At 61.4% G+C, this 24,165-nt stretch carries 16 protein-coding genes; 10 read left to right on the forward strand and 6 right to left on the reverse strand.

Annotated elements, in window-relative coordinates; translation table 11 throughout:
• Positions 1-66 precede the first annotated feature (66 nt).
• The 9 genes from V1293_RS26230 to V1293_RS26270 all read left to right on the forward strand — a co-directional run bounded on the left by V1293_RS26230 (position 67) and on the right by V1293_RS26270 (position 9,578).
• Complete coding sequence (locus V1293_RS26230; protein WP_334513433.1) at positions 67-696, forward strand: TRAP transporter small permease subunit; 630 nt, start codon at positions 67-69, stop codon at positions 694-696.
• Positions 697-724: 28 nt separating this feature from the next.
• Positions 725-2,017 (forward strand): TRAP transporter large permease, encoded by a 1,293-nt coding sequence (locus V1293_RS26235; protein WP_334513434.1) that lies wholly within the window; start codon positions 725-727, stop codon positions 2,015-2,017.
• Positions 1,993-3,441 (forward strand): amidase, encoded by a 1,449-nt coding sequence (locus V1293_RS26240; RefSeq protein ID WP_334513435.1) that lies wholly within the window; start codon positions 1,993-1,995, stop codon positions 3,439-3,441. The genes V1293_RS26235 and V1293_RS26240 overlap by 25 nt, the downstream gene beginning before the upstream one ends.
• A gap of 7 nt (positions 3,442-3,448) precedes the next feature.
• A complete protein-coding gene (locus V1293_RS26245; protein ID WP_334513436.1) occupies positions 3,449-4,198 on the forward strand; it encodes a 2-keto-4-pentenoate hydratase in 750 nt (249 codons plus the stop codon).
• A 210-nt stretch (positions 4,199-4,408) separates the two neighbouring features.
• On the forward strand, positions 4,409-4,600 hold the full coding sequence (locus V1293_RS26250; protein WP_334513438.1) for a hypothetical protein: 192 nt from the start codon (positions 4,409-4,411) through the stop codon (positions 4,598-4,600).
• Positions 4,601-4,610: 10 nt separating this feature from the next.
• Positions 4,611-5,618, forward strand: a complete 1,008-nt coding sequence (locus tag V1293_RS26255) for a LysR family transcriptional regulator (protein ID WP_334513440.1) — start codon at positions 4,611-4,613, stop codon at positions 5,616-5,618.
• 76 nt (positions 5,619-5,694) lie between these two features.
• Positions 5,695-6,453: a GntR family transcriptional regulator gene (locus V1293_RS26260; protein WP_334513441.1), complete on the forward strand. Its 759-nt coding sequence runs from the start codon at positions 5,695-5,697 to the stop codon at positions 6,451-6,453.
• Between the two features lie 575 nt (positions 6,454-7,028).
• Positions 7,029-7,568 carry a heme NO-binding domain-containing protein gene (locus V1293_RS26265; RefSeq protein ID WP_334513443.1) on the forward strand — a complete coding sequence of 180 codons (540 nt, stop codon included), beginning with the start codon at positions 7,029-7,031 and terminating at the stop codon, positions 7,566-7,568.
• Between the two features lie 9 nt (positions 7,569-7,577).
• Positions 7,578-9,578, forward strand: a complete 2,001-nt coding sequence (locus tag V1293_RS26270; RefSeq protein WP_334513445.1) for a putative bifunctional diguanylate cyclase/phosphodiesterase — start codon at positions 7,578-7,580, stop codon at positions 9,576-9,578.
• 188 nt (positions 9,579-9,766) lie between these two features.
• Here the strand turns inward: V1293_RS26270 and V1293_RS26275 are convergent, their stop codons facing one another.
• Positions 9,767-11,812 (reverse strand): methyl-accepting chemotaxis protein, encoded by a 2,046-nt coding sequence (locus tag V1293_RS26275; RefSeq protein ID WP_334513447.1) that lies wholly within the window; start codon positions 11,810-11,812, stop codon positions 9,767-9,769.
• 660 nt (positions 11,813-12,472) lie between these two features.
• On the opposite strand from V1293_RS26275, the gene V1293_RS26280 reads away from it, so the two are divergent.
• Positions 12,473-14,905: a bifunctional diguanylate cyclase/phosphodiesterase gene (locus V1293_RS26280; RefSeq protein ID WP_334513448.1), complete on the forward strand. Its 2,433-nt coding sequence runs from the start codon at positions 12,473-12,475 to the stop codon at positions 14,903-14,905.
• A 401-nt stretch (positions 14,906-15,306) separates the two neighbouring features.
• Here the strand turns inward: V1293_RS26280 and V1293_RS26285 are convergent, their stop codons facing one another.
• From V1293_RS26285 to V1293_RS26305, 5 genes are all read right to left on the reverse strand, one after another.
• Positions 15,307-17,472 (reverse strand): xanthine dehydrogenase family protein molybdopterin-binding subunit, encoded by a 2,166-nt coding sequence (locus V1293_RS26285; protein ID WP_334513450.1) that lies wholly within the window; start codon positions 17,470-17,472, stop codon positions 15,307-15,309.
• Between the two features lie 8 nt (positions 17,473-17,480).
• Positions 17,481-17,933, reverse strand: a complete 453-nt coding sequence (locus tag V1293_RS26290) for a (2Fe-2S)-binding protein (protein WP_334513452.1) — start codon at positions 17,931-17,933, stop codon at positions 17,481-17,483.
• Positions 17,934-17,982: 49 nt separating this feature from the next.
• Positions 17,983-18,573 carry a hypothetical protein gene (locus tag V1293_RS26295; RefSeq protein WP_334513454.1) on the reverse strand — a complete coding sequence of 197 codons (591 nt, stop codon included), beginning with the start codon at positions 18,571-18,573 and terminating at the stop codon, positions 17,983-17,985.
• A gap of 722 nt (positions 18,574-19,295) precedes the next feature.
• Complete coding sequence (locus V1293_RS26300; protein WP_334513456.1) at positions 19,296-20,960, reverse strand: class I adenylate-forming enzyme family protein; 1,665 nt, start codon at positions 20,958-20,960, stop codon at positions 19,296-19,298.
• Positions 20,957-24,007 carry a cytochrome P450 gene (locus V1293_RS26305; RefSeq protein WP_334513458.1) on the reverse strand — a complete coding sequence of 1,017 codons (3,051 nt, stop codon included), beginning with the start codon at positions 24,005-24,007 and terminating at the stop codon, positions 20,957-20,959. The genes V1293_RS26300 and V1293_RS26305 overlap by 4 nt, the downstream gene beginning before the upstream one ends.
• Between the last annotated feature and the right edge of the window lie 158 nt (positions 24,008-24,165).

A 24,165-nucleotide genomic window follows, 5' to 3' on the forward strand; every position in this document is an offset into this window, starting at 1 on the left:
CTTTAAACCGAGGCCGCCCCTTCTGTTTTCAAACCGTCAGGAATTGCTCGCAACAGGAGGCTCACCGTGCCGAACTCACGCTCGTCAACGCTCGAGGACGCCGTGCCGATCTCAACGAAGAATTGGAACCTTCCGGGCCTGCTGCAGAGGCTCAGTGCGGTGTTTGCGAACATCGGGGGCTATATCCTGCTTGCGCTCGCCGTGCTCGTCACCGTCGAGACGCTCGGGCGCAAGTTCTTCAACATCTCCCTTCAGGGCGTCGACGAGCTCGGCGGCTATGCGCTTGCGGTCGGATCGGCGCTCGCCTTCACGACGGCGCTCGTCGATCGCGCGCATATTCGCATCGAGCTCTTCCACGTCATGTTGCCGACGCGGTTGCAGATGGCGCTCAACTGGTTTGCGATCACGTCGATTGCTGCGTTCGGCGGGCTGCTGGCCTACGTCTGCTTCATCATCTTGTCGGACTCCTTCGCCTATAACAGCACGGCCCCAACGCCCTGGGCGACGCCGCTGATCTACCCGCAGAGCTTCTGGTACGCGGGCATTCTCATCTTCGCGTTCGTCTCCGCGGCCATGGCGCTGCACGCGACCTGTCTTCTCCTCACCGGGAACGCGAAGGCGCTCAACCGGACGTACGGTCCGAAAGAGGCCGCCGAGGAAGTCAAGGAAGAACTTGAGAATCTGGCGAGCCGCTGAGGCTCTGATCGATTAGGGGAAGAAGACCATGGCCATCACAACAATTTCCGTCTCGTTCCTGATCGCCATAGCGGTCCTGATGATCAGCGTTCCGGTCGCCGTCGTCATGGCCAGCATGGGCGTAGCCGGAGGCCTCGCCACCGTCGGCCGCCCGATGATCGACTCCATGGGCAGCGTAATCTGGAGTGTTCAGAACGAGAACATCCTGACCGCGATCCCGCTTTTCATTCTGCTTGGCGAAATCCTTCTGCGCAGCGGATTGGCAGACAAGATGTACGTGTCGCTCTCGGCGTGGCTCGGGCGCCTGCCGGGAGGCCTGCTCCACGCGAACATGTCATCCTGCGCGTTGTTCGCCGCGACGTGCGGATCGTCTGTTGCGACGGCGGCCACCATCGGCACGGTCGCGATCCCGGCGCTGAAGGATCGCGGATACGACATGCGGCAGGCGCTGGGTTCGCTCGCCGCCGGCGGCACGCTCGGCATCCTGATCCCGCCAAGCGTCGCCATGCTGGTCTATGGCTCGATCACGAACAACTCGATCGGGCAGCTGTTCATTGCAGGAGTTATCCCAGGTATTCTGCTCACGCTGTCCTTCATGGCCTACATCGTGTACGCTAACTGGAGCCGCACTGGCATGGTGGAGCGGTCCATGTCCTTCCGCGAGCGCCTCGAGCTCTCGCGCTTTCTCATCCCGCCTTTCATCATTTTCGCGGTCGTGATGGGAAGTCTGTACATGGGATGGGCAACCCCGACCGAATCCGCGTCGCTCGGCGTGATCATCGCGCTCGGATTTGCGATGACGGTCGGTCGATTCGACATGGCGATCCTGCACCATTGCTTCCGGCAGACCGCCGCGATCACCGGGATGATCATTCTGATCATCTGCGGATCATTCATTCTCAACGTGACGCTGAATTTCCTGAGCATCCCGCAAGCTCTGACCAAGTTCGTGACCTCGCTCGGCGTCGGCCCGACCGCGATCATCATGATCCTGATCGTGTTCTATCTGATCCTCGGCTGCTTCCTCGAGGTGCTGTCGATGCAGGTCACGACGATTCCCATCGCGTATCCGATCGTCACCGCGCTTGGCGTGGACCCGATCTGGTTCGGCGTGTTCATCGTGCTCATGAGCGAGATCGCGCTGATCACGCCGCCTGTCGGCATGAATCTCTACGTCGTGCAGAGCATCCGCAGCGACAACGGGCCAATCAGCGACGTGATCCATGGCGTGTGGCCCTATGTCGTGATCATGCTCGGCTTCACCGTGTTCCTTTGGTACGTGCCGGAGGTGGTGTTATGGCTGCCGCGGAACATGTTCTGAGCGAGGCGCCGGGCACGCTCTGGTCGCTGAGCGCGGTCGGGCTCGCACAGGCTTATCGTGCCCGCGAACTCTCACCCGTCGAGGTGCTCGATGCGATCCTCGCCCGCTGCGAAACCGTCAATCCGCGGCTCAACGCCATCATCGGCTTTGATGCGGAACGCGCCCGGCAGGCGGCGCGCCACAGCGAAGGCCGCTGGCGCAACGGCGAGGAACTCGGCGCTCTCGATGGCGTGCCGCTGACCGTCAAAGACAATATTCCCGTCCGTGGTCTGCGCACGAGCTGGGGCAGCCTTCTGCTGGCGGATCACGCGCCGTCAGACGACGAGCTTCCGGTCGCACGGCTGCGCGCGCAAGGTGCGGTGATTTTCGGCAAGACAAACGTTCCTGAGTTCACACTGCAGGGCTATACCCACAACGCGCTGTTCGGGACGACCCGCAATCCGTGGAATCTGCGCCTGACGCCGGGCGGATCGAGTGGCGGCGCGGTCGCGGCGGTAGCGGCGGGGCTCGGTCCGCTCGCGATCGGCACTGACGGCGGCGGCTCCATCCGTCGCCCGGCTGGTCACACTGGGCTTGTCGGCCTAAAGCCGTCAACCGGGCGCGTGGCGCGCGTGAATGGCCTCCCGGCGATCCTTCACGATTTCGAGGTGATCGGTCCTATCGCGCGGACGACGGCCGACGCCGCGCTGCTGTTCGCTGCGATCGCTGGACCCGACCCCCGGGATCGCGCTTCGCTTGCATTTCCTGGCCGACCCGGCCTGATCGCATCTGAGCCGCGACAGCAGCGGATCCTGTACGTGCCATGCTTCGGCGGCTCGCCGGTCGGTCCTGAAATCGCGGCGCATGTCGCCGAAGCGGCGCGCAAATTCGAATCGCTCGGCCATTCGGTCGAGCAGGGCGAGGCCCCGTTCGATGTCCCGGCGCTGGATCAGATCTGGTCCGTCGTCGGTCCCGCTGGTCTCGCCTGGTTCCTGCGCGATTATCCGGGCTGGGAGAACATCGTGCAGCCTGCGCTGCGCCGGATCGCCGAGCAGGGCGCCACCTTGGGGGCCGCCGATTACATCGACGCGCTCGCGAAGGTGACGCGCATCCGCGCCGGCCTCGCCGAAACCTTCACGCAGTTCGATGTCATCCTCACGCCATGCTTTGCAGCACTGCCGTGGGACGCGGATGTCACGCATCCAGAAACCATTGACGGGAAGCAGGCGGGGCCGCGCGGGCATGCCGTTTTCACGGCCTTCGCCAATGTGGGCGGTCTGCCGGCAATCAGCATCCCGTGCCGGCCTTCCCGCAGTGGGCTTCCGATCGCGATTCAGCTGGTCGGCGCGTTCGGCGCGGACGAGCTGCTGCTTGGCCTCACGGCGCAGTACGAACAGGCGCATCCCTGGGCTGAACGATGGCCAGCGCTCGACGGATCAACATAGGCCCATCATGACATTCGACATTCAAAGCGCGGCATCGCTCCTGATCGAGGCGCGTTCGGCATCTCGGCAGGTCCAGCCGTTCTCGCCCGGCCCGGCCACGTCGGACGATGCCTATGCCGTGCAGGATGCGGTTGCATCGCGCATCGGCGCGGTCGGCGGTTGGAAGGTTGGGGCGAAGGCGCCGAGCGACACGCCGAACGCCGCGCCGCTCTTCGCTAACCTCATTCGCCCAAGCCTCGCGGAATGGCCCTCCTCGTCGCTTCACATGATCGGCATCGAAGCCGAGCTCGCCTTTCGCCTCGGCCGTGATATCGCGCCGCGTAGCGCACCCGTTTCGCGCGAGGAGGTATGGGCGTCGATCGGGTCGGTTCATGCGGCGATCGAGGTGGTGGACACGCGTCTCGCCGATTGGAAGAACGCGGATCGCTTTTGGGTGCTCGCCGATAACCAGAGCAACGGAGGTTTCGTCTTCGACCCGCAGGGAGCGCAGCAGCGCGACGCATCGTTCGCCGACGCGGCCGTGCGGCTCATTATCGACGGACGCACGATCGCCGACCGGCGCGGCGGAAATCCCGCGGGGGATCCGCGTTGGCTGGTCGAGTGGCTCGTCGATCATTGCGCGCGATGCCGCGGCGGGATGCGCGCCGGCATGTTCGTGACGACAGGCTCTTACACGGGCATGGTGTTTGTCGAGCCGGGCGCTTCGGTGCGGGCGGTCTTTGATGGAATCGGCGCAGCCGAAGTCTGCTTCCCCTGACGATGAGGCCGTTCGTTCGCGGAGGTGCGATGCGCGACGCGGCTCGCGTCGTTCGCCGTTTTCGGTCGGCTCTTACGTAGGATATGCTGTCTACATCGACCGTCAGGCCAGGCGGCGAGTGAGCTGTACGCAAATATAGGGCGCCAAGATGTACACTTTCTAAGCATAAAAATTTGTTATTACAATAAGTTATGCAATATTGCATGCAAAATGCAAAAAATTGTTGCGCTTGGCGACAGGCGCTCTCATGATGTCGAGAGTGCCGGGATCGAACTGGCGATGCGCAGCCGCAAGAGCGGCCCCAACGATAAATCGGAAGCGAAGGTTCGCGTGCAGCCCGATCTCGCCGTCGACAATCGGCAGCCGCCCACGGCGCCGCAAACTCTTGCGTCCGCCGGATAGGGCGATCGCCATGAGTCTCATGTCCGTCAAGGACCGCCGGCGGGCGGGTGCCAACAAGACGACAAATCTGGGAGACATCGAAACCTTCGCGCGCGTCGTCGCCGCCTCCAGCATGACCGCGGCCGCCAGCGAACTCGGCGTTGCGGTCGGCGTGGTCTCGAAGCGGATTCAGCGGCTTGAAGCGAAGCTCGGCGCGCGCCTGATCGAACGCACGACCCGCCGGCTCCTTCTGACGGAGGCCGGCGAGGGCTTTTACCAGCGCGTGAACCGAATTCTCGAAGCCTTCGAGGAGGCGATCGAGTTCACGTCGGAAATATCCACCTCCCTTCGCGGCGTCTTGCGCGTGACGGCGCCGACGTCATTCGGCCGCATGCATGTGGCGCCGTATCTCCCGCGCTTTCTGGAGAGCCATCCCTCTCTCGAGATCGATCTCGATCTTTCGGACGACTATGTCGACATTGTTGGACGCGGATTCCATGTCGCGATTCGTATTGGCGAATTGGCCGATTCCTCGCTGATCTCGCGAAAGCTCGCGCCGATTCATCGCGTCCTGTGCGCCGCGCCGTCGTACATCGCCCGCTTCGGAGAGCCCGAAACCATTGCGGATCTTTCCGCGCATAACCTGCTCGCTCCTGACAACCAGGATTGCTGGTCCCTTGAAGGGCCGGAAGGGGGCGTTATGCTGCCAGTGCGCGGCCGCCTTCGGACGAATTCAAGCGAGGTGGTCAGGGAAGCGGTCGTGGCCGGGTTTGGAGTTGCGCTGAGGTCGACCTGGGACGTCGGGGCGGAACTCGCCTCGGGCGAGCTTCGAGCTGTTCTCCCTGCCTACCGATCGCCAGGCCGCATCGGCCTGTTTGCGCTTTACCCGAGCAGGGACCTGATGCCGGTCAAAGTGCGCACGTTTGTCGACTTTGTGGCCGGCCTTTACGGACTGCGACCTTACTGGGATCGAGGCTTGCGGAGCGATGAAGCCGGGCGCGCATCGGAGGCGATATCTCCAGCCAACGCGGTGCTTTAGCAATGGTCCGCGCCCCGGACGATTGGATTGGTGAATCAATGATGTTCTCGACAGCGAAGATGCGGAGCAAGACAAGATGAAGCCTGCTCAAGTTACGCACAAGAAGTCCCGCAAAGGACGGAACGCGTTCGGCGATCGACGTATTCGCGTCAATCGGGCGGGTCTGCACGACCAGGCAGCGAGCCGCCTGCGGACGTTGATCGTTCGTGGCGATCTCCAGCCTGGCGAACAGCTCAATGAAGCGGAACTCTCGCAGGCGCTTGGTGTTTCGCGGACGCCTTTGCGCGAGGCGCTGAAGCTCCTCGCAGCGGAGGGCTTGGTGGAGCTGCGGTTGAATCGCAGCGGCGTTGTGACTCCTCTTCGTCGCGATGAAATCAACGATCTGTTCGAGGCCGTAAGTGGCATTGAGCGCATCGCAGCGGAGCTTGCGGCGATCCGCATGAACAGGCGCGAGATTCAAAAACTCAAGTCGCTTCAGGATCGGATGGAGCGCCATCACGGCGCAGGCGAAATACGCGATTATTTTGTGATCAACCAGCAGATTCACAGTTTCATAGTTGCTTCTTGCCGCAACAACGCATTGAAAGCCACTCATCAATGGCTTTTGGCACGTGTGGAAAGAGCGCGCTTCTTCGCGCTGTCGATTCAGAACCGCTGGGATGAATCCGTCCAGGAGCACAAAGACATTCTCGACGCGCTCGAGCAGCGAGACGCCGACAGGGCTGGAAAGCTGTTGGCTGATCACGTCCGGCGCACGGGTCAGGTTGTGAACGCCTTCCTGTGCGTAGACCATGACGATGATCGCGTGGAGCTGCGCGCCGCGCTGAGCGCGTGATCCACGAATATAAAAGAGGTGGATGACCTTGAAGATTCTTCTACTCAATCCGAACACGACCCAAAACGTCACCGATCGTCTTTACGCGGCGGGCCGCCGGATTCACGTTTGAACTTCAATCACATAAGTGTTCGCAGTTTTATCCTGCCCGGCGCGCCAAAACTTCTTAGAATAAAACTGCGAACCCGCGTCCTTGCCGAGGTCATCAGCGTCGACGAGTTTCTGAAATCAGCTGCAAATCGCACATGGTGGGCAGGGTGCTGCTCTTCGCAGTTTGCCTTTTAGCTAATCGGCCGCCGTTCAAATCAGCATTTGAGGATAGTGAGCGCCAGTCACATGGCTTGAGCCGGCGAGCGCGCGCCAAGAATATGCAAAGTCATGTTCTGGTGTGACGTCGCCCGCCACGGGCAATCGGCGGACGAGGGCTTTCGGAAACTGCACGCCGCCTTGCCTACCTAGCCGAATACCGGCGGGCCCGGCATCTGGGCTCGTCGGGTTAAGAGAATGGTAGATAAATCCAGCTATACAGCGAGGATCCGGCGTTGCAACTTCATGCGCCGACAAGGGGACGCGCCATGAAGGGCATCATATTCAATGTCTTGGAAGAAGTCGTCGTCCAACAGTTCAGCCAGGATGTCTGGGAGGATCTGATCGACAAAGCTGAGGTCGGTGGCGCCTACACGTCGCTCGGCAACTATTCGGATGAAGAGCTCGCGTCCTTGGTCACAACCTCCGCCGGGGTGCTCGGCAAGACACCCGGCGAAATCCTGCGCTGGTTCGGACAGTCGGCAATGCCGCTGCTGGCCACGCGTTTCCCGTCATTGTTCGAGCCGTATAAATCGTCACGAGATTTTGTTCTCAGCGTCAACAAAATCATCCATCCCGAAGTCCGCAAGCTTTACGCCGGTGCGTCGTGCCCATTCTTCCACTTCAAGCCGAGCGAGAACGGTTCGATGACGATGGCCTACCACTCGCAACGGAAGCTGTGCCTGCTGGCACAGGGGTTCATTGAGGGCGCGGCCAGCCACTATCACGATCGCGCCGACGTTCATCATCGCGAATGCATGCACGGCGGCGACGAGAAGTGCCTCCTTGAGATCAAGTGGTCAGCCTGAGATCGACACATGCTGCCTCAGGTTGCGGACGACCCAGCCCTTCAGATCCTCCGAATCGAGCGTCGGCTGCAGCGCGAACGTGCCGCGCGGCTGGAGGCCGAGGCGGTGGCCGAGAGAGGCCTTCGCGAACTCTATGAAAAACAGCAGCAGCTGGCGCTGCTGGAGACGATCGCGGCGGCTTCAAATCAAAGCACGTCGGTCGAGGACACGTTTCACCTCGCCATCGAGGAAATCTGCAAGTTTACGGAATGGCCGCTGGGTCAGGTCTACATCGTCCATCGCAGCGGCGAAGACCTTCGCCTTGATCCCTTGCACGTTCGTCACGCGGCGGATGCGGACGCGCTTCGACCGATGATGGAGGCAACGAAGGCGACCTCATTTGCCTCCGGCGAAGGCCTTCCCGGCCGGGTCTTCGCCTCGGCAACGCCGGTCTGGCTGCAGCACCTGGCCGCCGACCGGAATCTTCCGCGCGCTGACGCGGTTGCCGCGTGCGGCATCAAAAGCGGCATGGCTTTTCCGATCCTCGTCGGGCGCGACGTGGCTGCAGTGGTGGAGTTCTTCTCTTACAAGGAGCAGGAGCCTGACGCGGCGCTGCTAACGCTGCTAGGCCAGATCGGCATCCAGCTCGGCCGCGTGATCGAACGTAAGCAAGCCCAAGATCGATTGATCCATGACGCCTCACACGACGGTCTGACGGGCCTGCCGAACCGTGTGCTGTTTCGTGATCGCGTGGACCGCGCGGTCGCCCGTGCAAGACGTATTTTCGACGAACATTTCGCCGTTCTCTTCATCGATCTCGACCGTTTCAAGCTGGTCAACGACAGTCTGGGTCACGCCGCGGGCGACGATCTGCTGGTCGAGATCGCGCAGCGTCTGAATGATGTTCTGCAGCGGCATTCCGCAGCCCACACGCTCGCCCGGCTCGGAGGCGACGAATTCACCGTGTTGCTCGAGGAGCTCGACAGTCCGGACAAGGCGATGCAAATCGGGGAACTGCTGATCGACGCGCTCCGGACGCCGATCCTGATCGATGGCCAGGAAATCTATGCCAGCGCCAGCATCGGCGTGGCCAATATCGCCGGCACGGAGCAATCGCCGGAAACCCTGCTGCGCAATGCCGATCTCGCCATGTACCGCGCAAAATCGCTCGGCCGCGGGCGTGTCGAGCTCTACGATACTGGCCTCCACGACATTGCGGTCGAGCGATTGAGGCTCGAAGGCAACCTCAGACGCGCGCTCGCCAACAATGAATTCATCCTGCATTACCAGCCGATTGTCTCACTCGATACCCACGACATCGTCGGCTTTGAGTCGCTGATACGCTGGCAGCGCGGACCGGGGGATATCGTTCCCCCGGGCGACTTCGTCGGGGTCGCCGAGGACACCGGGCTGATCGTTTTGATCGGCGGCTGGGTGTTGAGCGAGGCGTGTCGGATGCTGGCGCAACTGCAGGTCCAATTCTCCCGGCCCGAGCCGCTCACCATGAGCATCAACATTTCGCCGCGCCAGTTCATTCAGCCCGATTTCATCAATCAAGTCCGGCGCGCTGTATCCGGCGCGGGGCTGGAACCGCGCAGCGTGCGGCTGGAGATCACGGAAACCGTGGCAATCGGCGATCCCGAGCGAACGATCCTTGTTCTCAAGGCGCTGCACGACTTCGGCGTGCGTATCAGCATCGATGATTTCGGAACGGGATATTCATCGCTTAACTATCTGCATCGTCTTCCGGTCGATACTCTCAAGATCGACCGGTCTTTCGTAACCGGCCTCGGCCTCACGGTCGAAGGGACACAGATCATCCGCGCGATTCTCGATCTTGCGGAAAATCTAAAAATCGATGTTGTCGCCGAAGGTACGGAGCAGGAAGGACAGATCCGGCAACTCGCGGATATGGGGTGCCATTACGCGCAGGGCTACTACTTCTCGAAACCGCTTCCGCCAAACGACCTCAAAGCGCTCCTGGACAAATCTGCACCCCTCTCCAAGGTTGCGGCACGGACCGCCGACTGATCGGCTCACCTTAAGCAGGCCGTCGTTGCAACGGGACGTCCGGAAGTATCGAAGAAATTACACAGTAATTTCAATGATATATGAGTTCGCAGTTTTGTACTGAGTGGAGCGCCAATCTATGCGGGAGCCGCGGCCATTCGCGGGATAGGGAGAGCCGTCCGCTGGCAGTCGCAAGACGCCCTTGCGTTTCAGGCGGCCTGGATGGCTCCCAGAAACTCTTCAACCCGCGCCTGCATCGCTTCCGACTGCGCCGACAGTGCCTCCATGGCGGAGAGCACCTCTCTCGACGCAGTGCCGGTCCGCTGTGTAGCTTCCGTCACACCGGAAATGCCTGAAGAAATGTCCCGCGTCCCAACCGCCGCGCTCTGGACGTTCCGCGCTATTTCCTCAGTTACCGCCGACTGCTCCTCGATCGCGCTCGCGACCGTACAGGCAATCTCGTCGATCTCCGCGATGGTGGCGTTAATGCCCTGGATGGCCTTCACCGCATCAAACGACGTTTCCTGAATCGCGCCGATCTGGGTCGTGATTTCAGCAGTCGCCCTGCTAGTCTGATTGGCGAGATTCTTGACCTCGGCGGCAACCACGGCAAAACCCTTGCCGACCTCACCCGCCCTGGCAGCTTCAATGGTTGCGTTCAGCGCCAGCAGATTGGTCTGCGCCGCGATATCGCTGATCAACTTAACGACATTGCCAATCTTCTCGGCCGACTCCGAAAGGCCGAGCACCGTCTGGTTGGTTCGCGTGGCTTCCTCGACCGCCTTCCGCGCGATCCTCGCCGACTGAACGACCTGACGGCCGATCTCGTTGATCGAACTCGACATCTCTTCGGCAGCAGCGGAAATGCTCTGGACGTTCTGCGTCGCGTTCGCGGCCGCGGACGCGACCCCGGTAGCCTCCCGATCGGTCGCTTCCGCTGTTGCCGACATCATCGTCGCGGTCGCCTTGAGTTGCGACAGTGCCGCGGATGCGGACCCGAGCGATCCGGCAATCCCTGCATCGAATTGCTCGGCCAGTTCGCCGACCCGGGCCGCGCGTGCAATTCGTTGGTTCGTCGCTTCCATTTCCCTGGCGGCCAGCTCTCTCGTTTCGATCATATTGCTCCGGAAGAACGCGACCGCCTGCGCCATCTCTCCGACTTCATCGCGACGATCAACGCCTTCGACGGTGGTCGCGACATCGCCATGTGCAAGCTGCTTCATGATGCGCGCCAATACGCCGAGCGGCCGCGTGATACTGCGCGTCATCACCCCTGCCACCACGAAACTGGATAGCAGCGCCAGCACCACGAGAGCCGCCAGAGTGCTCAGTTGCGCGGTTGCCTTCGACTGTTTTACCGCCGCCAAATCAAGAAGGTCATTCGCAAGATGATCCTCGATCGTCTTCAGGAGTTCGATCCGAACAGTCGCTGCCGCAAACCAGGTCTTGCCGTCGAGACCCTTCAGGTCACCGGACAAGCCGCCTTCAGCCACGATCTGTCGCATCTTGAGGACCGTGTCGATGGCGGGGCCTGACATGGCTCTCTGGTAGAATTCACGCTGGCCGGGGGTGCTGGCAGACTGGAACGTCGCGAAGTAGACCCCCTGCGCCGCGGCCAGACCCAGTGCCTTGTTGTACGCCGGCAGATCGAAGCGGCCGACCGACAATCCGGCGCCGACCTGGGCCCGCTCCTGGCCGGAACGCTCCTTGCCCTGGATGAAATTGAGATAGGTTGCAACGGCAGCGGAAACGTCTGTGTCGCGGGTCGTTCGGCCGATCTCGCCGGCAACATCGAGTATCGTCGCAATCAGGTGGGTGTAGAATGCCGAGGAATTGGCCACCGGGATACCCAGCGCATCAATCTCGCTGCGTCTGGCGTTCAGCTCGTTGAGGGCGGATCTGGCCTTGCCGGCAATCTCAGCCAGATCGTGGCTTGATGTCTGGCCGAGATGATCCAGCGATATCGCTGCCTTCGCACGTTCGGCATCGGTTCGCTTGCGTTGGTCGCCAAGCTCGGCAAGCATCTGGCTGCCCTTGCTTCCGAGCACGATCGCCGATGTTCCGCGCTCGCGCTGCAGTTCGTGCACAAGGCGGCTGAGGTTTGCGACGTCGTCCACACGCGATGCGAGCTCCCGCATTTCCTGGCGGATCTCCCATTTGCCGTAAACGTCGTAACCGGAAAGACCAATGAGCAGAAAAATTGGCAGCGCCAATGCCAGCAGCAGGCGCTGCAGAATCTTCAGGTTCGCAAGCATACACTCTCCTCGGGAGGAAACGTTTCCCGGCACGTGTTTGTTGTTGCAGTGCACAGGTAAATTTCGGGTAAAATTCGAACGAAATCGCCGCGCTGCATGGCAGGTCTGAAATTAAGGAGCGAGCGCGCAAGGTGCCACGCGACGAGCCTCTCCAGCACGGCGTGAACGGCGGCGGATAGGCGCGCTCGGTCCGTTTCTGGACGTCGGACCCTGTGAAAGTCTCGTGCTGACTCAGACGTAAAAGACGGGGCCGATTGCCCTCTGAAGGCAAAGGTCACACGTTCGAATCGTGTCGGGTGCGCGCCATTCAGAACAGCTTCACGAACCCGAAACTCACCCCTCGTGGCTTTTGCAGCCACTCTTCGGGGCGTTCCGAAGCGCTGCTCTCATTTCGCCGAAAGACTCAGTAGGTTTGAGCACGGTGAGTTCGCCGCGCGCTCGACCGGGCTGGCCGAAAGCCGCCGAGTTTGCGCCACGCCGGTCAGGATTCTCGTCGGTATCGGATCGTTGGCCGTTCAATCGACGAAATGGGCCGGCAGGTCACGGAAAAATAACCAAGGTGTCCGTTCTTTTCGGCCTTGTTCAGGATTGCGCAACAGCGGCGGCTGTATCGTCCGGTGAAATTGCACTTGCGATATTTCACCGGGGCGCGCCATCCGCATGTTTACCATATACAGCTGCATCGCCTACGAGCATGACCTGCGACTGGTGGTGCTGGCGGCCCTCGTATGTGCGCTCGCGTCTTTCGCGGCGATCAACTTTCTCAATCACGTCCGCAAGACAACGGGCTACATGCGCGATGTCTGGTTGTGCGTCGCCGCCACCGCATGCGGCTTCGGCATCTGGGCGACACACTTCATCGCCATGCTTGCGTACTCGCCTGGCATCCCGAGCGGATACAACATCATCCTCACCCTGCTATCGCTCGTCGCGGCTATCCTGCTCACCGGCGTGGGTCTTTTAATCGCGTCCGGAAACAGGGTGCCTGCCGGGCGCTGGATCGGTGGAGCGACCGTCGGCGGCGGCATCGCGGCGATGCACTACACCGGAATGGCAGCTTTTGAGATCGCCGGCCGGATTCAGTGGGATTCCATTCTCGTTGTCGTTTCCATCGTGTTGGGGGCGGCGATCGGAGCGACCGCGCTGCCAGCCGGTTTGCGCGACGGGTCGATGAAATGGAAGGCTATCGGGGCGGTGCTGCTCACGCTGGCAATCTGCAGTCACCACTTCACCGCCATGGGCGCGGTTTCGATCATCCCCGACCCGACGGTCGTGGTTTCGGAACTGGCGCTGCCGGCCGGCTGGCTTGCGCTCGGCGTCGCGCTTGCGTCGCTGACGATCCTGTTTCTCGCTTGCGCGGGTCTTGCGCTCGATATCCGCGAACGCCATCGCGCCGAACTGGAAGTCGATCGCATGCGCGGTCTCGCCGATGCGTCGGCCGAGGGGCTGCTGGTCTGCTACGGCGACAAGATTGTTTCAATCAATACAAGCCTGACAGAACTGACAGGCTATGTCCCCGACGATGTGATCGGGGAATCGCTGGCGATCTGCCTGCCCGAGGAGTCCGTCAGGCGCAAGCTGGTCGCGAGGCCGCGCGAGCGGATCGAGGCTGAATTGCGCGACGTCAACGGCCAATTCATTCCGGCTGAGTTCATTCTTCGCTCGATCGATTTCGCCGGTCAACCGCATCATGCCATCGCCGTCCGCGATCTGCGTGACCGGAAGAAAGCTGAGCAGCATATTCATTTTCTGGCGCACCACGACGCCTTGACGGGCTTGCCGAACCGAAACAGCTTCAACGCCCGGCTCGATCAGGAAATCGAGGCGCATCAGGCCTCGGGCCGGTCATTTGCCGTGCTCTGCCTCGACCTTGATCGCTTCAAGGAAGTGAATGACCTGTTCGGGCATGCCGCGGGTGATGCGCTGCTGAAGAAGGTTGCGAAATGCGTCTCGGCAGTTCTCGATCGAAACCAGATGATGGCGCGGCTCGGTGGCGATGAATTTGCGATTATCACGACAAACCTCTCCAGTCCGTCGACGGCAGGCCGCATCGCCGAGAACGTCATCGAAGCGTTGCGGATCGAAAACGACTCATCGACCACGGCCTCGTTCGTTTCCACCAGCATCGGGGTAGCGATTTTCCCGAACGACGCCCGGGACGGACGGGGCCTTCTTACCCACGCAGATACTGCGCTCTATCGCGCCAAAACCGACGGCCGCGGTGTTTATCGCTTCTTTGAAGCCGCGATGGGCGTCGAGGTGCGCGATCGGCGCATGCTGGAGCACGATCTTCGCAGCGCGATCGCACGGCATGAATTTGAACTGGCCTATCAGCCGCAAGCCCGGCTTGACACGCGCGAGATCACCGGCTTTGAGGCCTTGTTGCGATGGCATCATCCACAGCGCGGTCAGGTTCCACCGGCCTTATTCATTCCCGTCGCGGAGGAAAGTGGAACGATCCAGCAGATCGGCGAATGGGTGCTTAGACAGGCATGCGCGGAAGCCAGCGGCTGGACGAATCCGCTCGGAATCGCCGTGAACGTCTCGGCGATGCAACTGCATAATCCGCAGTTTACGCAACTGGTTCACGAAATCCTCGTTCAAACAGGATTGAACCCCGGGCGGCTCGAACTGGAGATCACCGAAACCGCGCTGGTCCGCGACTTCAACCGTGCGCTGGCGACGTTGCGTCAGCTCAAGGCACTTGGCGTCCGCATCGCCATGGACGATTTCGGGACCGGTTACTCGTCGCTGTCGAACTTGCGGGCATTCCCGTTCGACAAGATCAAGATCGATGGCTCCTTCATCAAGGCGGTCAACGCTAACGAACAGGCGGCGACCATCGTTCGCGCGGTGCTTGGCATCGGGCGTGGGCTCAAGCTGCCGGTGCTGGCGGAAGGTGTCGAGACCAGCGAGGAGCTGGGTTTCCTGGGCACCGAACTCTGCGATCAAATTCAGGGGTATTTGGTCGGAAAGCCGGCCGATATCGCTGGCTTCCGCTACCTCACAGATGCCGCGGAAAGCGTGCGCGGTCTCGAATTTCCCCTATCCCATGCCGGCGATGACGTTGCGCTGAAAGTCGTCAGTCGATGAAGACAATGGGCGCGATCGGTGCTTGTGGGCATCGGTTCAGCCGGAGAGCGGGCTGCCCGTCCGGCTGATCATCGCCGATACCATTGCCATGAGCCTGCGCGAGCGGTGATCAACGTCGTCGCGGAGCGGTGCCGACTGCAGATATTCGAACCCGAGCGTTGCAGCAGGTAACAATTAAATAACTGATTTCAATAGCATAGCACTTTTATTCTGAATGGCGCACCAAAATACCACCATTCAGAATAAAAGAGCGAACAATCCGTTCTCTTTTCGCAATTTGCACAAACAGTTACCTGGGAGGGGCCAACGTCATCGTGGTGAGAGCATTGATGATCGAACAATACACCAAATCGTCAATCGTCCACGCGCGCAGTCTACGAACCGATTAGTCTGTTGTTTCGTCAGCCCGAAAACGTCGCGTAGCGCAGCGGCAGGCTGCGCAGCCGCTTGCCGGTGGCCGCTGCGACGGCATTCGCAATCGCCGGCGCGACCGGCGGCAATCCCGGCTCGCCTATGCCGGTCGGCGGTTCCATGGACGGCACGATGTGAACCTCGACCTTTGGCATTTCGCGCATGCGCGTCGGCTCATAGTCGTCGAAATTGCTTTGCTGCACCACGCCATTCTTCAGCGTGATCTCGTTGCGCAGGACCATCGACAGCGCGAAACCGATCGCACCCTCAACCTGCGCCACGACGACGTCGGGATTGACGGCCACGCCGAGGTCGACAGCGGCGACCATGCGGTCGACCTTGATTACCCCGCCGCGGACCGTAACTTCAGAAACCATCGCGACCCGCGTTCCGAACGAGTGATGAAAGGCGATGCCACGTCCGCGGCCTTTTTCGGAGAGCGGCGTTCCCCATCCCGCCTTTTCTGCCGCGAGCCGCACGACTGCGACGTCGCGAGGATCATTCGCAAGCAGGCCGAGGCGGAAGGGGACAGGGTCTTGCGCCGCAAGGCCGGCGAGCTCGTCGATCATTGTCTCCATCGCAAATGCCGTGTGCGAATTGCCGACCGACCTCCACCACAACACCGGTAGCGGCGTTGAGACATTGTGCTGACGCACGTCGAAATCGGGGATGGCGTAGTCGGTATCGGCGACGCCCTCCACGCTAGATACGTCGAGTCCGTCCTTTACCGACACCGCTTCGAACGGCGTGCCGGTGAAGATCGACTTGGAGACTAGTTGGTGCTGCCAGCCGGAGATGCGACCGTCCTGCGTGAGGCCGACGCGCACCCTGTGCAAGGCCATTGGTCGGTAGAATCCACCCTTGATGTCATCCTCGCGCGTCCAGACGAGATGCACGGGCGCGCGCCCGCCGATTGCCTTTACGGCAAAGCAGAGCTCGGCAACCCAATCTGCCACGGGATTGCCGCGCCGCCCGAAACTGCCGCCGCCCAGCATGGTGTTGATTTTGATCTGCTCGGGCTTGAATCCAAGCACCTGTGAGGCCACGAACTGATCGATGGTCTGTAACTGGCATCCCGACCAGATTTCCGCACCATCCGCACCGAGCTCAATCGTGCAGTTCAACGGCTCCATCGGGGCATGCGCCAGATACGGGAACGTGAACTCGGCCGCTACCGTCCTCGCTGCCTTAGCCAAGGCCGCCCCGGTGTCGCCTCGCTTGGTGGCCTGCAGTCCAGGCTGCTCAAGCAGGTTTCGGTATTCGGCAAAGATCTGCTCGGTCGAGCGGGTCTCGGCCTTGCTCATGTCCCAGGTCACTTTGAGCGCCTTACGGCCCTCAATCGCGGCCCAGGTATTGGTCGCGTAGACGGCGATTCCGGTGGGTAGTTGCTGCACATCGACGACCCCGTCGATTTTTCTTGCTTCTGTGGCGTCGAAAGAAGCGACCGTCGCGCCGAAGCGGTCCGGACGAAGCACCACGGTCGTCAACGTGCCGGGCCGGCGAAAGTCGAGCGCGAATATCGCTTGACCGGTGGTCTTCATGACCGAATCGAGGCGCGGCAACCGCCTTCCGATCATCGTCCAGTTCTTGGGTTCTTTCAGGGTGACAGAGGTCGGCACCGGGACGTTCATCGCCTCCTCCGCGAGCGACCCCAGGGTCGCTCGGTTCGCACCGTGCACCACAACTCCATTTTCGATCGAAACTTCGGAAGCCGGCACCTGCCACTTGTTGGCGGCTGCGGTCGCGAACATGACATGCGCCGCGGCGCCGACCTGCCGCATCTGGGTCCAAGCTTCAACTGTCGAGGTCGTGCCGCCGGTTGCCTGGACCGGGCCGAATAGGAGATTGTGGTAAAGCGCAGGATTAGCCGGCGCGAATATAAACCGCATCTGGCTCCAGTCGGCGCCAAGCTCCTCGGCAACAAGGGTAGCAAGGCCGGTCGTAACGCCTTGCCCCATCTCGAAATGCTTGCTGATCAACGTGACCGTGTTGTCGGATGCAATTTGCAGGAAGATGTTGGGATCGAATGGGCCAGGCGCTGGAGCTTGCGCCAGCGCGCGGCCGAAGGGTTGCAGGAAGGTCCCCAGCGTGAATACCGCCAAGCTGGCGGCTGTGCCCTGCAGGAAGGCGCGGCGTGAGGGCGTCAATGCGTTCATGGCATCACCTAAAGATTTTGTGCGGCTTCGTGAATGGCGGCACGAATGCGCTGATAGGCGCCGCAGCGGCAGACATTTCCTTCCATGCCGAGATCGATGTCCTCGTCACTCGGCTTCTTGTTGCCCGTCAATAGCGTAATCGCCGACATGATCTGGCCCGACTGGCAATAGCCGCACTGCACGACGTCGAGCCGCTGCCAGGCCGCCTTCACCGCGTCCGCGACCGTGCCGGACACGCCCTCGATGGTGGTGATCTTCCTTCCCACGGCATCGCTCACCATGATGGAGCAGGAACGCGCGGCGTCGCCGTCAAGATGCACCGTGCAGGCGCCACATAGCGCGCGTCCGCACCCATATTTGGTGCCAGTCAGCCCGACAAAGTCGCGGATCGCCCAAAGCAGTGGCATCTTTGGATCGGCATTGAGTTCCACGGCGCGGCCATTGATGTTCAGTGCAACCATAGAGCCCTCCTGCAAACCGCGTTGGCAGGCACCCTTGCGACCGTGCGCGTCAACCCGGGCACGGCATTCCGCCCGCCACCCACAATTTCATTTGCTTGACGAATTCGTCGTGCGGCAACGACACCGGAGCCCGGTCGCCGCCCGGATTCCAGCCCCAAAGAACAAGAGGCTCATGCTCCATGTGGTGGACCAGCGCGGCACCGTCGCGCGCGCCATTGCGCGCCTTGTCCTTGAGCATTCTGCAAAGATCGCTGCTCGACAGACCTTCCCAAAGCATCGATAGGGGCGCGAGCTGCCAGAGTCCTGCGCCGCCTGCGCCCGGCGTTCCGGACGTCTCGCTATTGCCGCTTCCGTTGTGACAGTTGCCGCAACGCATCGCGCCGACGCCGTGACTGTCTGAACCGCGCACGACAAGCGGAATATGGATGCGCCTCATGTCGCCCTGCAGGGGCACGTTCTGCTGATGGCAATTCAGGCAGCGCGGATGCTGCAACACCGTCACAATCTGGTTCCAGGCCGCGATCGATTCGGCCTGGCTGCCTTGCTGGCCGTAAGCGGAGAACGCCGCGAGGGACAGAGCGAGCGCGCCTGCAGCGCCGAGCAGGGAAATAGAAATCGCCTCGCCGTGCCTGTCGATCATGGGCTCATCCCCTCTCTCCGATGACCGTCATTCCATGACCGACATCAGAGGGGCTCGACGCCGCCGCGGCGCCTTCGCCTGCAGGCGAAGCTACGTTATACCTCGATGGGGCCGCCGTCCATTCCTTCGCAAGAACGCGCCCGAAGCTCGGCTGGATGGAACATCAGGCTCCGAGTCCGAGCGATGCGCATTTCAAGTTTGCCTACACGCCCCAAGGCGTCCATCTGACCCGACTGTAGAAATTTCAATAACATAAGAGTTCGCAGTTTTATTCTGAATGGCCGCACCAAAACGCTACCATTCAGAACAAAACAGCGAACCCGGCTTGCCGTACGGTTGCGATCAATGTCGGTGGTTTCCGGTTTCCCGGGTGTCCCGGCCAGTCCGATCAATCGCGGGTGGAACGAGCAACTTAGTCGGTCTGTTGCGCGGGAGTGTCGTGCGCCGTATCGAGGCTTATGAAGATCGGCTGAACTTTATCGCCATCCGCGCCGAGCCCGCTCGACGGCTTGCGAGATCGCCACCCGGTCGGTCGGGCACACGTCGGTGTCTAGCCGAATAGACAGCATCAGCTTTCTGCAGAATTCGCTGCCGCTTCGGCATCCCGAAACCGCTCACCAATCTTCGAACCGCCCAAAAACTTAAGGTGATTCGGCTCGCGAAACACGAAGCAGGATCAGCGCGCCAGCCGCAACGATCACAGCGGACGTTCCAAGCCGCATTCAACTTGTCTGATAATGCTCGAGGTGCGCGCGCCGCAGTTCGAATTTTTGGATCTTGCCGGTCGAGGTCATCGGCAGCGCTGCAAGGAAGATGACATCTTTGGGAACTTCAAAGCTGCCCAGGTTGCTCTTGCAATGGGTGATCAGCTCATCCGCGGCGGCCTGTGCCCCGGGCCTGACTGTCACGAACGCAGTGATTGCCTCGCCCCAACGATCGTGCGGCAGACCGACCACTGCGACGTTCAGAACGGCCGGATGACGCAGCAGCACCTCCTCGACCTTGATTGATGGCACATTCTCGCCACCGGACTTGATCATGTCCTTCAGCCGGTCGAGGAACAGCAACTGACCATCATTGTCCCAAGTGCCGAGGTCGCCAGTGTGATGCCAGCCGAAGCGCTGGACGTTGGCGGTGGCCTCGGGATCCTTGTAGTAGCCCAGCATCACGTTGGGGCCGCGAAACACGATTTCACCTACTTCGCCGGGTCCGAGCAGCCGGCCGTCATCGCTCATCACGGCAACCTCGTCGGCGACCGTGGCAACGCCCCAATAGCCGCCAAAGCGCTGCCGCTGCTGGTGGGTCTCGAAGATCGTCGCCGCGGTAAAAATCTCGGTCTGTCCCGACGCGAGCGTGAAGTTCGGACAGAACTCGTCGAGCAGCTTCAACAGCAGCGTCTTCGACATCGGAGCCATCGCGTAAACACAGAGGCGCAGGCTCGACAGATCACGCGTCGGCCGCGACGGATGTGCGAGCATCGCGCCGTACATCATCGGCAGCCCAACCATCACCGTGATCTTGTGACGCTCAACGGCCTCCAGCACCGCACCGGGGTCGAAGCCGCGCAGCAACACGACTGTTCCACCAACGGTCATCGCGGTCATGGTGACCGAGTACTGCCCGACGTGGAACAGCGGCAGCATGCCACTCCAGACGTCGCCGCGGGGTCCAGAACCCCACTCCACCGCGTTGCTCAGCAGCGCCGCGTTCACCGATGCATGCGAGTGCATCGCGCCTTTCTGCTTGCCGGTCGTTCCGCTGGTATACATGATGAACGCCAGCTGATCGCTCGATATCTCCACGTCGGGCTCTGTTGTCGGCCCCGACACAATTGCTTGCGCGACGGTCGGCACACCCGTCGGCTGCGTGTCGCCGGGGACCGCGGTCAACAACGGCTCAACACCCTTGGCCTGCAACAGGTCGCGCAACTCGGACCTGGCGAAGAAACCGACATCCAAAACGATCCGCTTGATCTCGGCATGGTTGAGGATGTAGCCGATTGAATCAACCGCCAGCGTGTTGTTGATCGGCACCCAAGTCAGCCCGGCTTTGTGAATGCCAAAAATTGCCACAACCATCTCGATCGAGTTGACGCACAACATGCCGACGCGCTCTCCGGAGCGCAGGCCAAGGTCGAGCAGATGGTGCGCGAAGCGATTCGAGGCCTCGTTCAACTCCCGGTACGACAGGCGACGGTCGCCGTCGATCAGCGCCGCACGCTCGCCGTAGCGACGCGCGGAGCGATGAAGGATGTCGCCCAGCGCAATGCGGCGGATGCGTTGCGGCGAAAGTTCAGAAGCTGCGGTTGCCATAGGTTCCTCCCGAGAGCTCTTGGATCGGTAGCCTGCGTCCGTGACGCGACCACTTTTTGTTTCAAATTGCGTCAACCCGTCGCCCAAACGTCGACGAGATAGCGGTTCTCCGCCACAAGTTGGTCGAAGCGCTTACCGGCAGCCGCGGCATCGACGCCGAGCTTTTCTTCGATCACGCCGACCAGCACCTTTCTGACGTCGGGCTCCATGCGGCTCGCATCGCCACACACATAAATGATCGCGCCATTGTCGATCAGGGCCCAGACCCTGTCCTTGGCTCTGCGGATGTGGTCCTGCACATAGACTTTTTCAGGCTGCATGCGCGAGAAGGCGATGTGTAATTCGGTCACGCCCTGGCTGGCAAATTCCCTCAGTTCGTCGGCATAGAGGAAGTCCTGCTTTTCGTGCCGGCATCCGAAAAACAAAAGCGATGCGCCGACCGCGATTCCCCTTTCCTTCATCGCGGCCCGCTGCTGCAGAAATCCCCTGAACGGTGCGAGGCCCGTTCCCGGCCCGATCATGATGAGGGGCGTTCTGGGATCCTCGGGCAGGTAGAAGGCGGACTTGGTATCCTTCACGAAGGCATAGACAACATTGCCTTCGGCCTGCCGGCTCACATAGTTGGAGCACACGCCGGTGAAAGAGCCGACGCCTGCGCGGGCAGGGCCACGAACGACCCCGACGGTGATGCTGCAACGCCCGTTCGACGCAAGTGGTGACGACGAAATCGAATAGTAGCGCGGCGCAAGCGGCGACAGCATCTCCAGATAGATTTCAAGCGGCAACTTGCAGGCTGGATACTGCTCGAGCAGATCGATAACCGATTTTCGCTTCAGCAGCACCTCGTCGCGATAGGTGCTGCCATTCTCAGCCGCAAGCCCTTCCAGCGCGGTCTTGGTGAAGGGGCATTCGGTATAGTTAGCGAGCGTTCTGATGTGCGAGCGCGACGCGAGGTCCTGAAGCTCGACGTAATCGGCCAGTAGCGAATGAACCGAGATGCGCTCGCCGATCGGCAGGAACGTCCGGCGCTCGCTGCGGGCATGGAGACGAATGAACGCGTCCTTCTCGAATCCAAAACGGGCTGCAACTCGACGGACCAGGCCATCGCTGTTGTGCGGGATAACCCCGAGATGATCGCCAGGCCGATAGGCGACGCCATCGGGTAGTTCGAGTTCGACATGCCGGGTCGACGCGGCCGACGGATCAGGCCCTGCCATCGACTGCAACTCGCGATGAACGGCGATGCGCATCGGTCTGGCGCCGAGCGAGGCCACGAACGGGCTCATCCGCTCGCCCGGCACGACCTCGATTGCGAACATCGGGCCGGACACCAAAGCTTCCAGCCCGATCGAAAACTCTGCCGCAAGCGCAGGCCAAAGCGGCTTATACCACGCCTCGAATTGGCCATCGAAGTCATCCGCCGCATCACCCTCGCCGCGCGAATAAAGGCGCCGCGCGCCGCGCTTCTCCAACAGCGTATCGATCGTTCGCGGAACTTCCTGGAACGTGGCGGCCCAGTCATGATTACCGCAGCCGAACACAGCATACCTGACGCCGGTCAACGGCTCGCCATCGTCGGTGCGCAGCCATTCCATGAAATGCGTCGCGTTGTCCGGCGGCGTGCCGTTGTAAGTCGCAGCCACGATGATGACGGCGCCCTCGCTCGCGAGATCGCCGACATGGTCGTCGAGTGGCGCGACCGTCGTGGCAAAACCGTGCGCGTCGGCGTCGCTCGCGATGCGCCGTGCGGTGTCTTCGGCAGTTCCGAAATTCGATCCGAACAGGACGAGAAGGGGGGTCCCGTGTTTTCCCAAGGCGGCCGGCTTCGCCGCGGCCGGTGTCGCGACACTCTCGCTCGGCGCGAGTGCCTTCGCGCGGATATCGGCCGGCGCACGCCGCGCCGCCGGCGTGAACTGCGCCGACATATGCTTGAAGTTGGTGACGAAATTGGACCGCAGCCGTTCGGGTGTGCCGGTGATTTCCAGATCGGGAAGGCGGGTTAGCAGTTCAGTGAAGATCACGCGGGCCTCGAGCCGCGCCAGATTGGCGCCAAGGCAAAAGTGCGTGCCGTCGCCGAATGAGACGTGCGGATTCGGATTACGCCGGATGTCGAATTTGTCTGGTTGCTCGAAGGCGGTTTCGTCGCGATTGGCCGATGCATAAAAGATGACGACCTTGTCGCCCTTGGCGATGCCGCGGCCGCCGAGCATCGTATCCACCGCTGCTGTGCGGCGGAATTGAATAACGGGCGGCGCAAAGCGCAGCATTTCTTCGATGGCTGCGGGTAGCAGGCTCATGTCCTTCAGGAGCATGTCGCGCTGATCGGGGTGTTGCGAGAGCAGTTGCATCCCGCTGCTAATGAGGCTGCGGGTGGTCTCGTTGCCCGCAATTACTAGAAGCTGGAAAAACCGGTCGAGCTGGCCCTGGCTTAGTTGCTCGCCGTCGACCTCGGCGTTCGCAATCAGGCTCCAGACGTCGTTCGTTGGCTTGACCCGTTTCTCCGCGGTCTTGCCCGACGCGTAGCCGAACATCTCCTTGACGGTCGCGATAATGGCTGCGGCTTCCGCTGGACCTGCGTCGGGATCGTCGTAGGCAATCATCGTGTCGGTCCAGCGATGAAGCAAATGGCGGTCTTCGGACGGGAAGCCGAAAATGTCAGCCAGGACCAGCAGTGGCATTTCGGCCGCGACTTCCTCGAGAAAATCGACCGAACCCTTCTCCGCAATGGAATCAACGACCTCGCGCGCATGGTCCTCGATCGAGCCCTTGAGCTGGCCGATGACCTGCGGTGTGAACACGCGATTGACAATCTTGCGGAGTTTGGAGTGCCGCGGTGGATCCATGTTCAGCATCATGTGCCGAACGATTTCCAGATCCTTGTGTCTCAGATCGCGCAGCGTCGTTCCGCCGATCGCAGACGAAAAGATTTCCGGGTGTCGTGAAACCGTCTGCACGTCGGTATGACGGAATACGGCCCAATAGCCGGTCCCGCCGGGGAATTTTCCCCGGGCCGGCTCTGCGACCCAAAGGACTGGCGCTTCACGCCGCAGCTTTGCGAACAGATCGTAGGGAACACCGTTGGCGTAAAGTTCGTAATCTCCGAAGTCGACAGCACTTGTCATTGCACCGCCTCACCCTGCTGCAGGTCTACGTTTTGTCCTCGAAGAAAAGCGTCTTGGCGCTTCGGCACCCAGTTGCCAGGCCGATACCGGACGCCGCTGCTTCCTCCCTCGATGCACTCGCGCAAGTTTTTCGTTCGCCACTCTCGACAGGTGGCTTT

Origin of the sequence: Bradyrhizobium sp. AZCC 1693, assembly GCF_036924745.1 — a bacterium.
Classification (GTDB): Bacteria; Pseudomonadota; Alphaproteobacteria; order Rhizobiales; family Xanthobacteraceae; genus Bradyrhizobium.

Bases quoted from the DNA above. Each gene is read 5' to 3' on its own strand.
- V1293_RS26265 (WP_334513443.1), top strand. From the start codon at position 7,029: ATGAAGGGCATCATATTCAATGTCTTGGAAGAAGTCGTCGTCCAACAG.
- V1293_RS26275 (WP_334513447.1), bottom strand. From the start codon at position 11,812: ATGCTTGCGAACCTGAAGATTCTGCAGCGCCTGCTGCTGGCATTGGCG.
- V1293_RS26280 (WP_334513448.1), top strand. From the start codon at position 12,473: ATGTTTACCATATACAGCTGCATCGCCTACGAGCATGACCTGCGACTG.
- V1293_RS26260 (WP_334513441.1), top strand. From the start codon at position 5,695: ATGAAGCCTGCTCAAGTTACGCACAAGAAGTCCCGCAAAGGACGGAAC.
- V1293_RS26305 (WP_334513458.1), bottom strand. From the start codon at position 24,007: ATGACAAGTGCTGTCGACTTCGGAGATTACGAACTTTACGCCAACGGT.
- V1293_RS26290 (WP_334513452.1), bottom strand. From the start codon at position 17,933: ATGGTTGCACTGAACATCAATGGCCGCGCCGTGGAACTCAATGCCGAT.
- V1293_RS26270 (WP_334513445.1), top strand. From the start codon at position 7,578: ATGCTGCCTCAGGTTGCGGACGACCCAGCCCTTCAGATCCTCCGAATC.
- V1293_RS26240 (WP_334513435.1), top strand. From the start codon at position 1,993: ATGGCTGCCGCGGAACATGTTCTGAGCGAGGCGCCGGGCACGCTCTGG.
- V1293_RS26250 (WP_334513438.1), top strand. From the start codon at position 4,409: ATGCAAAAAATTGTTGCGCTTGGCGACAGGCGCTCTCATGATGTCGAG.
- V1293_RS26245 (WP_334513436.1), top strand. From the start codon at position 3,449: ATGACATTCGACATTCAAAGCGCGGCATCGCTCCTGATCGAGGCGCGT.
- V1293_RS26255 (WP_334513440.1), top strand. From the start codon at position 4,611: ATGAGTCTCATGTCCGTCAAGGACCGCCGGCGGGCGGGTGCCAACAAG.
- V1293_RS26235 (WP_334513434.1), top strand. From the start codon at position 725: ATGGCCATCACAACAATTTCCGTCTCGTTCCTGATCGCCATAGCGGTC.
- V1293_RS26295 (WP_334513454.1), bottom strand. From the start codon at position 18,573: ATGATCGACAGGCACGGCGAGGCGATTTCTATTTCCCTGCTCGGCGCT.
- V1293_RS26285 (WP_334513450.1), bottom strand. From the start codon at position 17,472: ATGAACGCATTGACGCCCTCACGCCGCGCCTTCCTGCAGGGCACAGCC.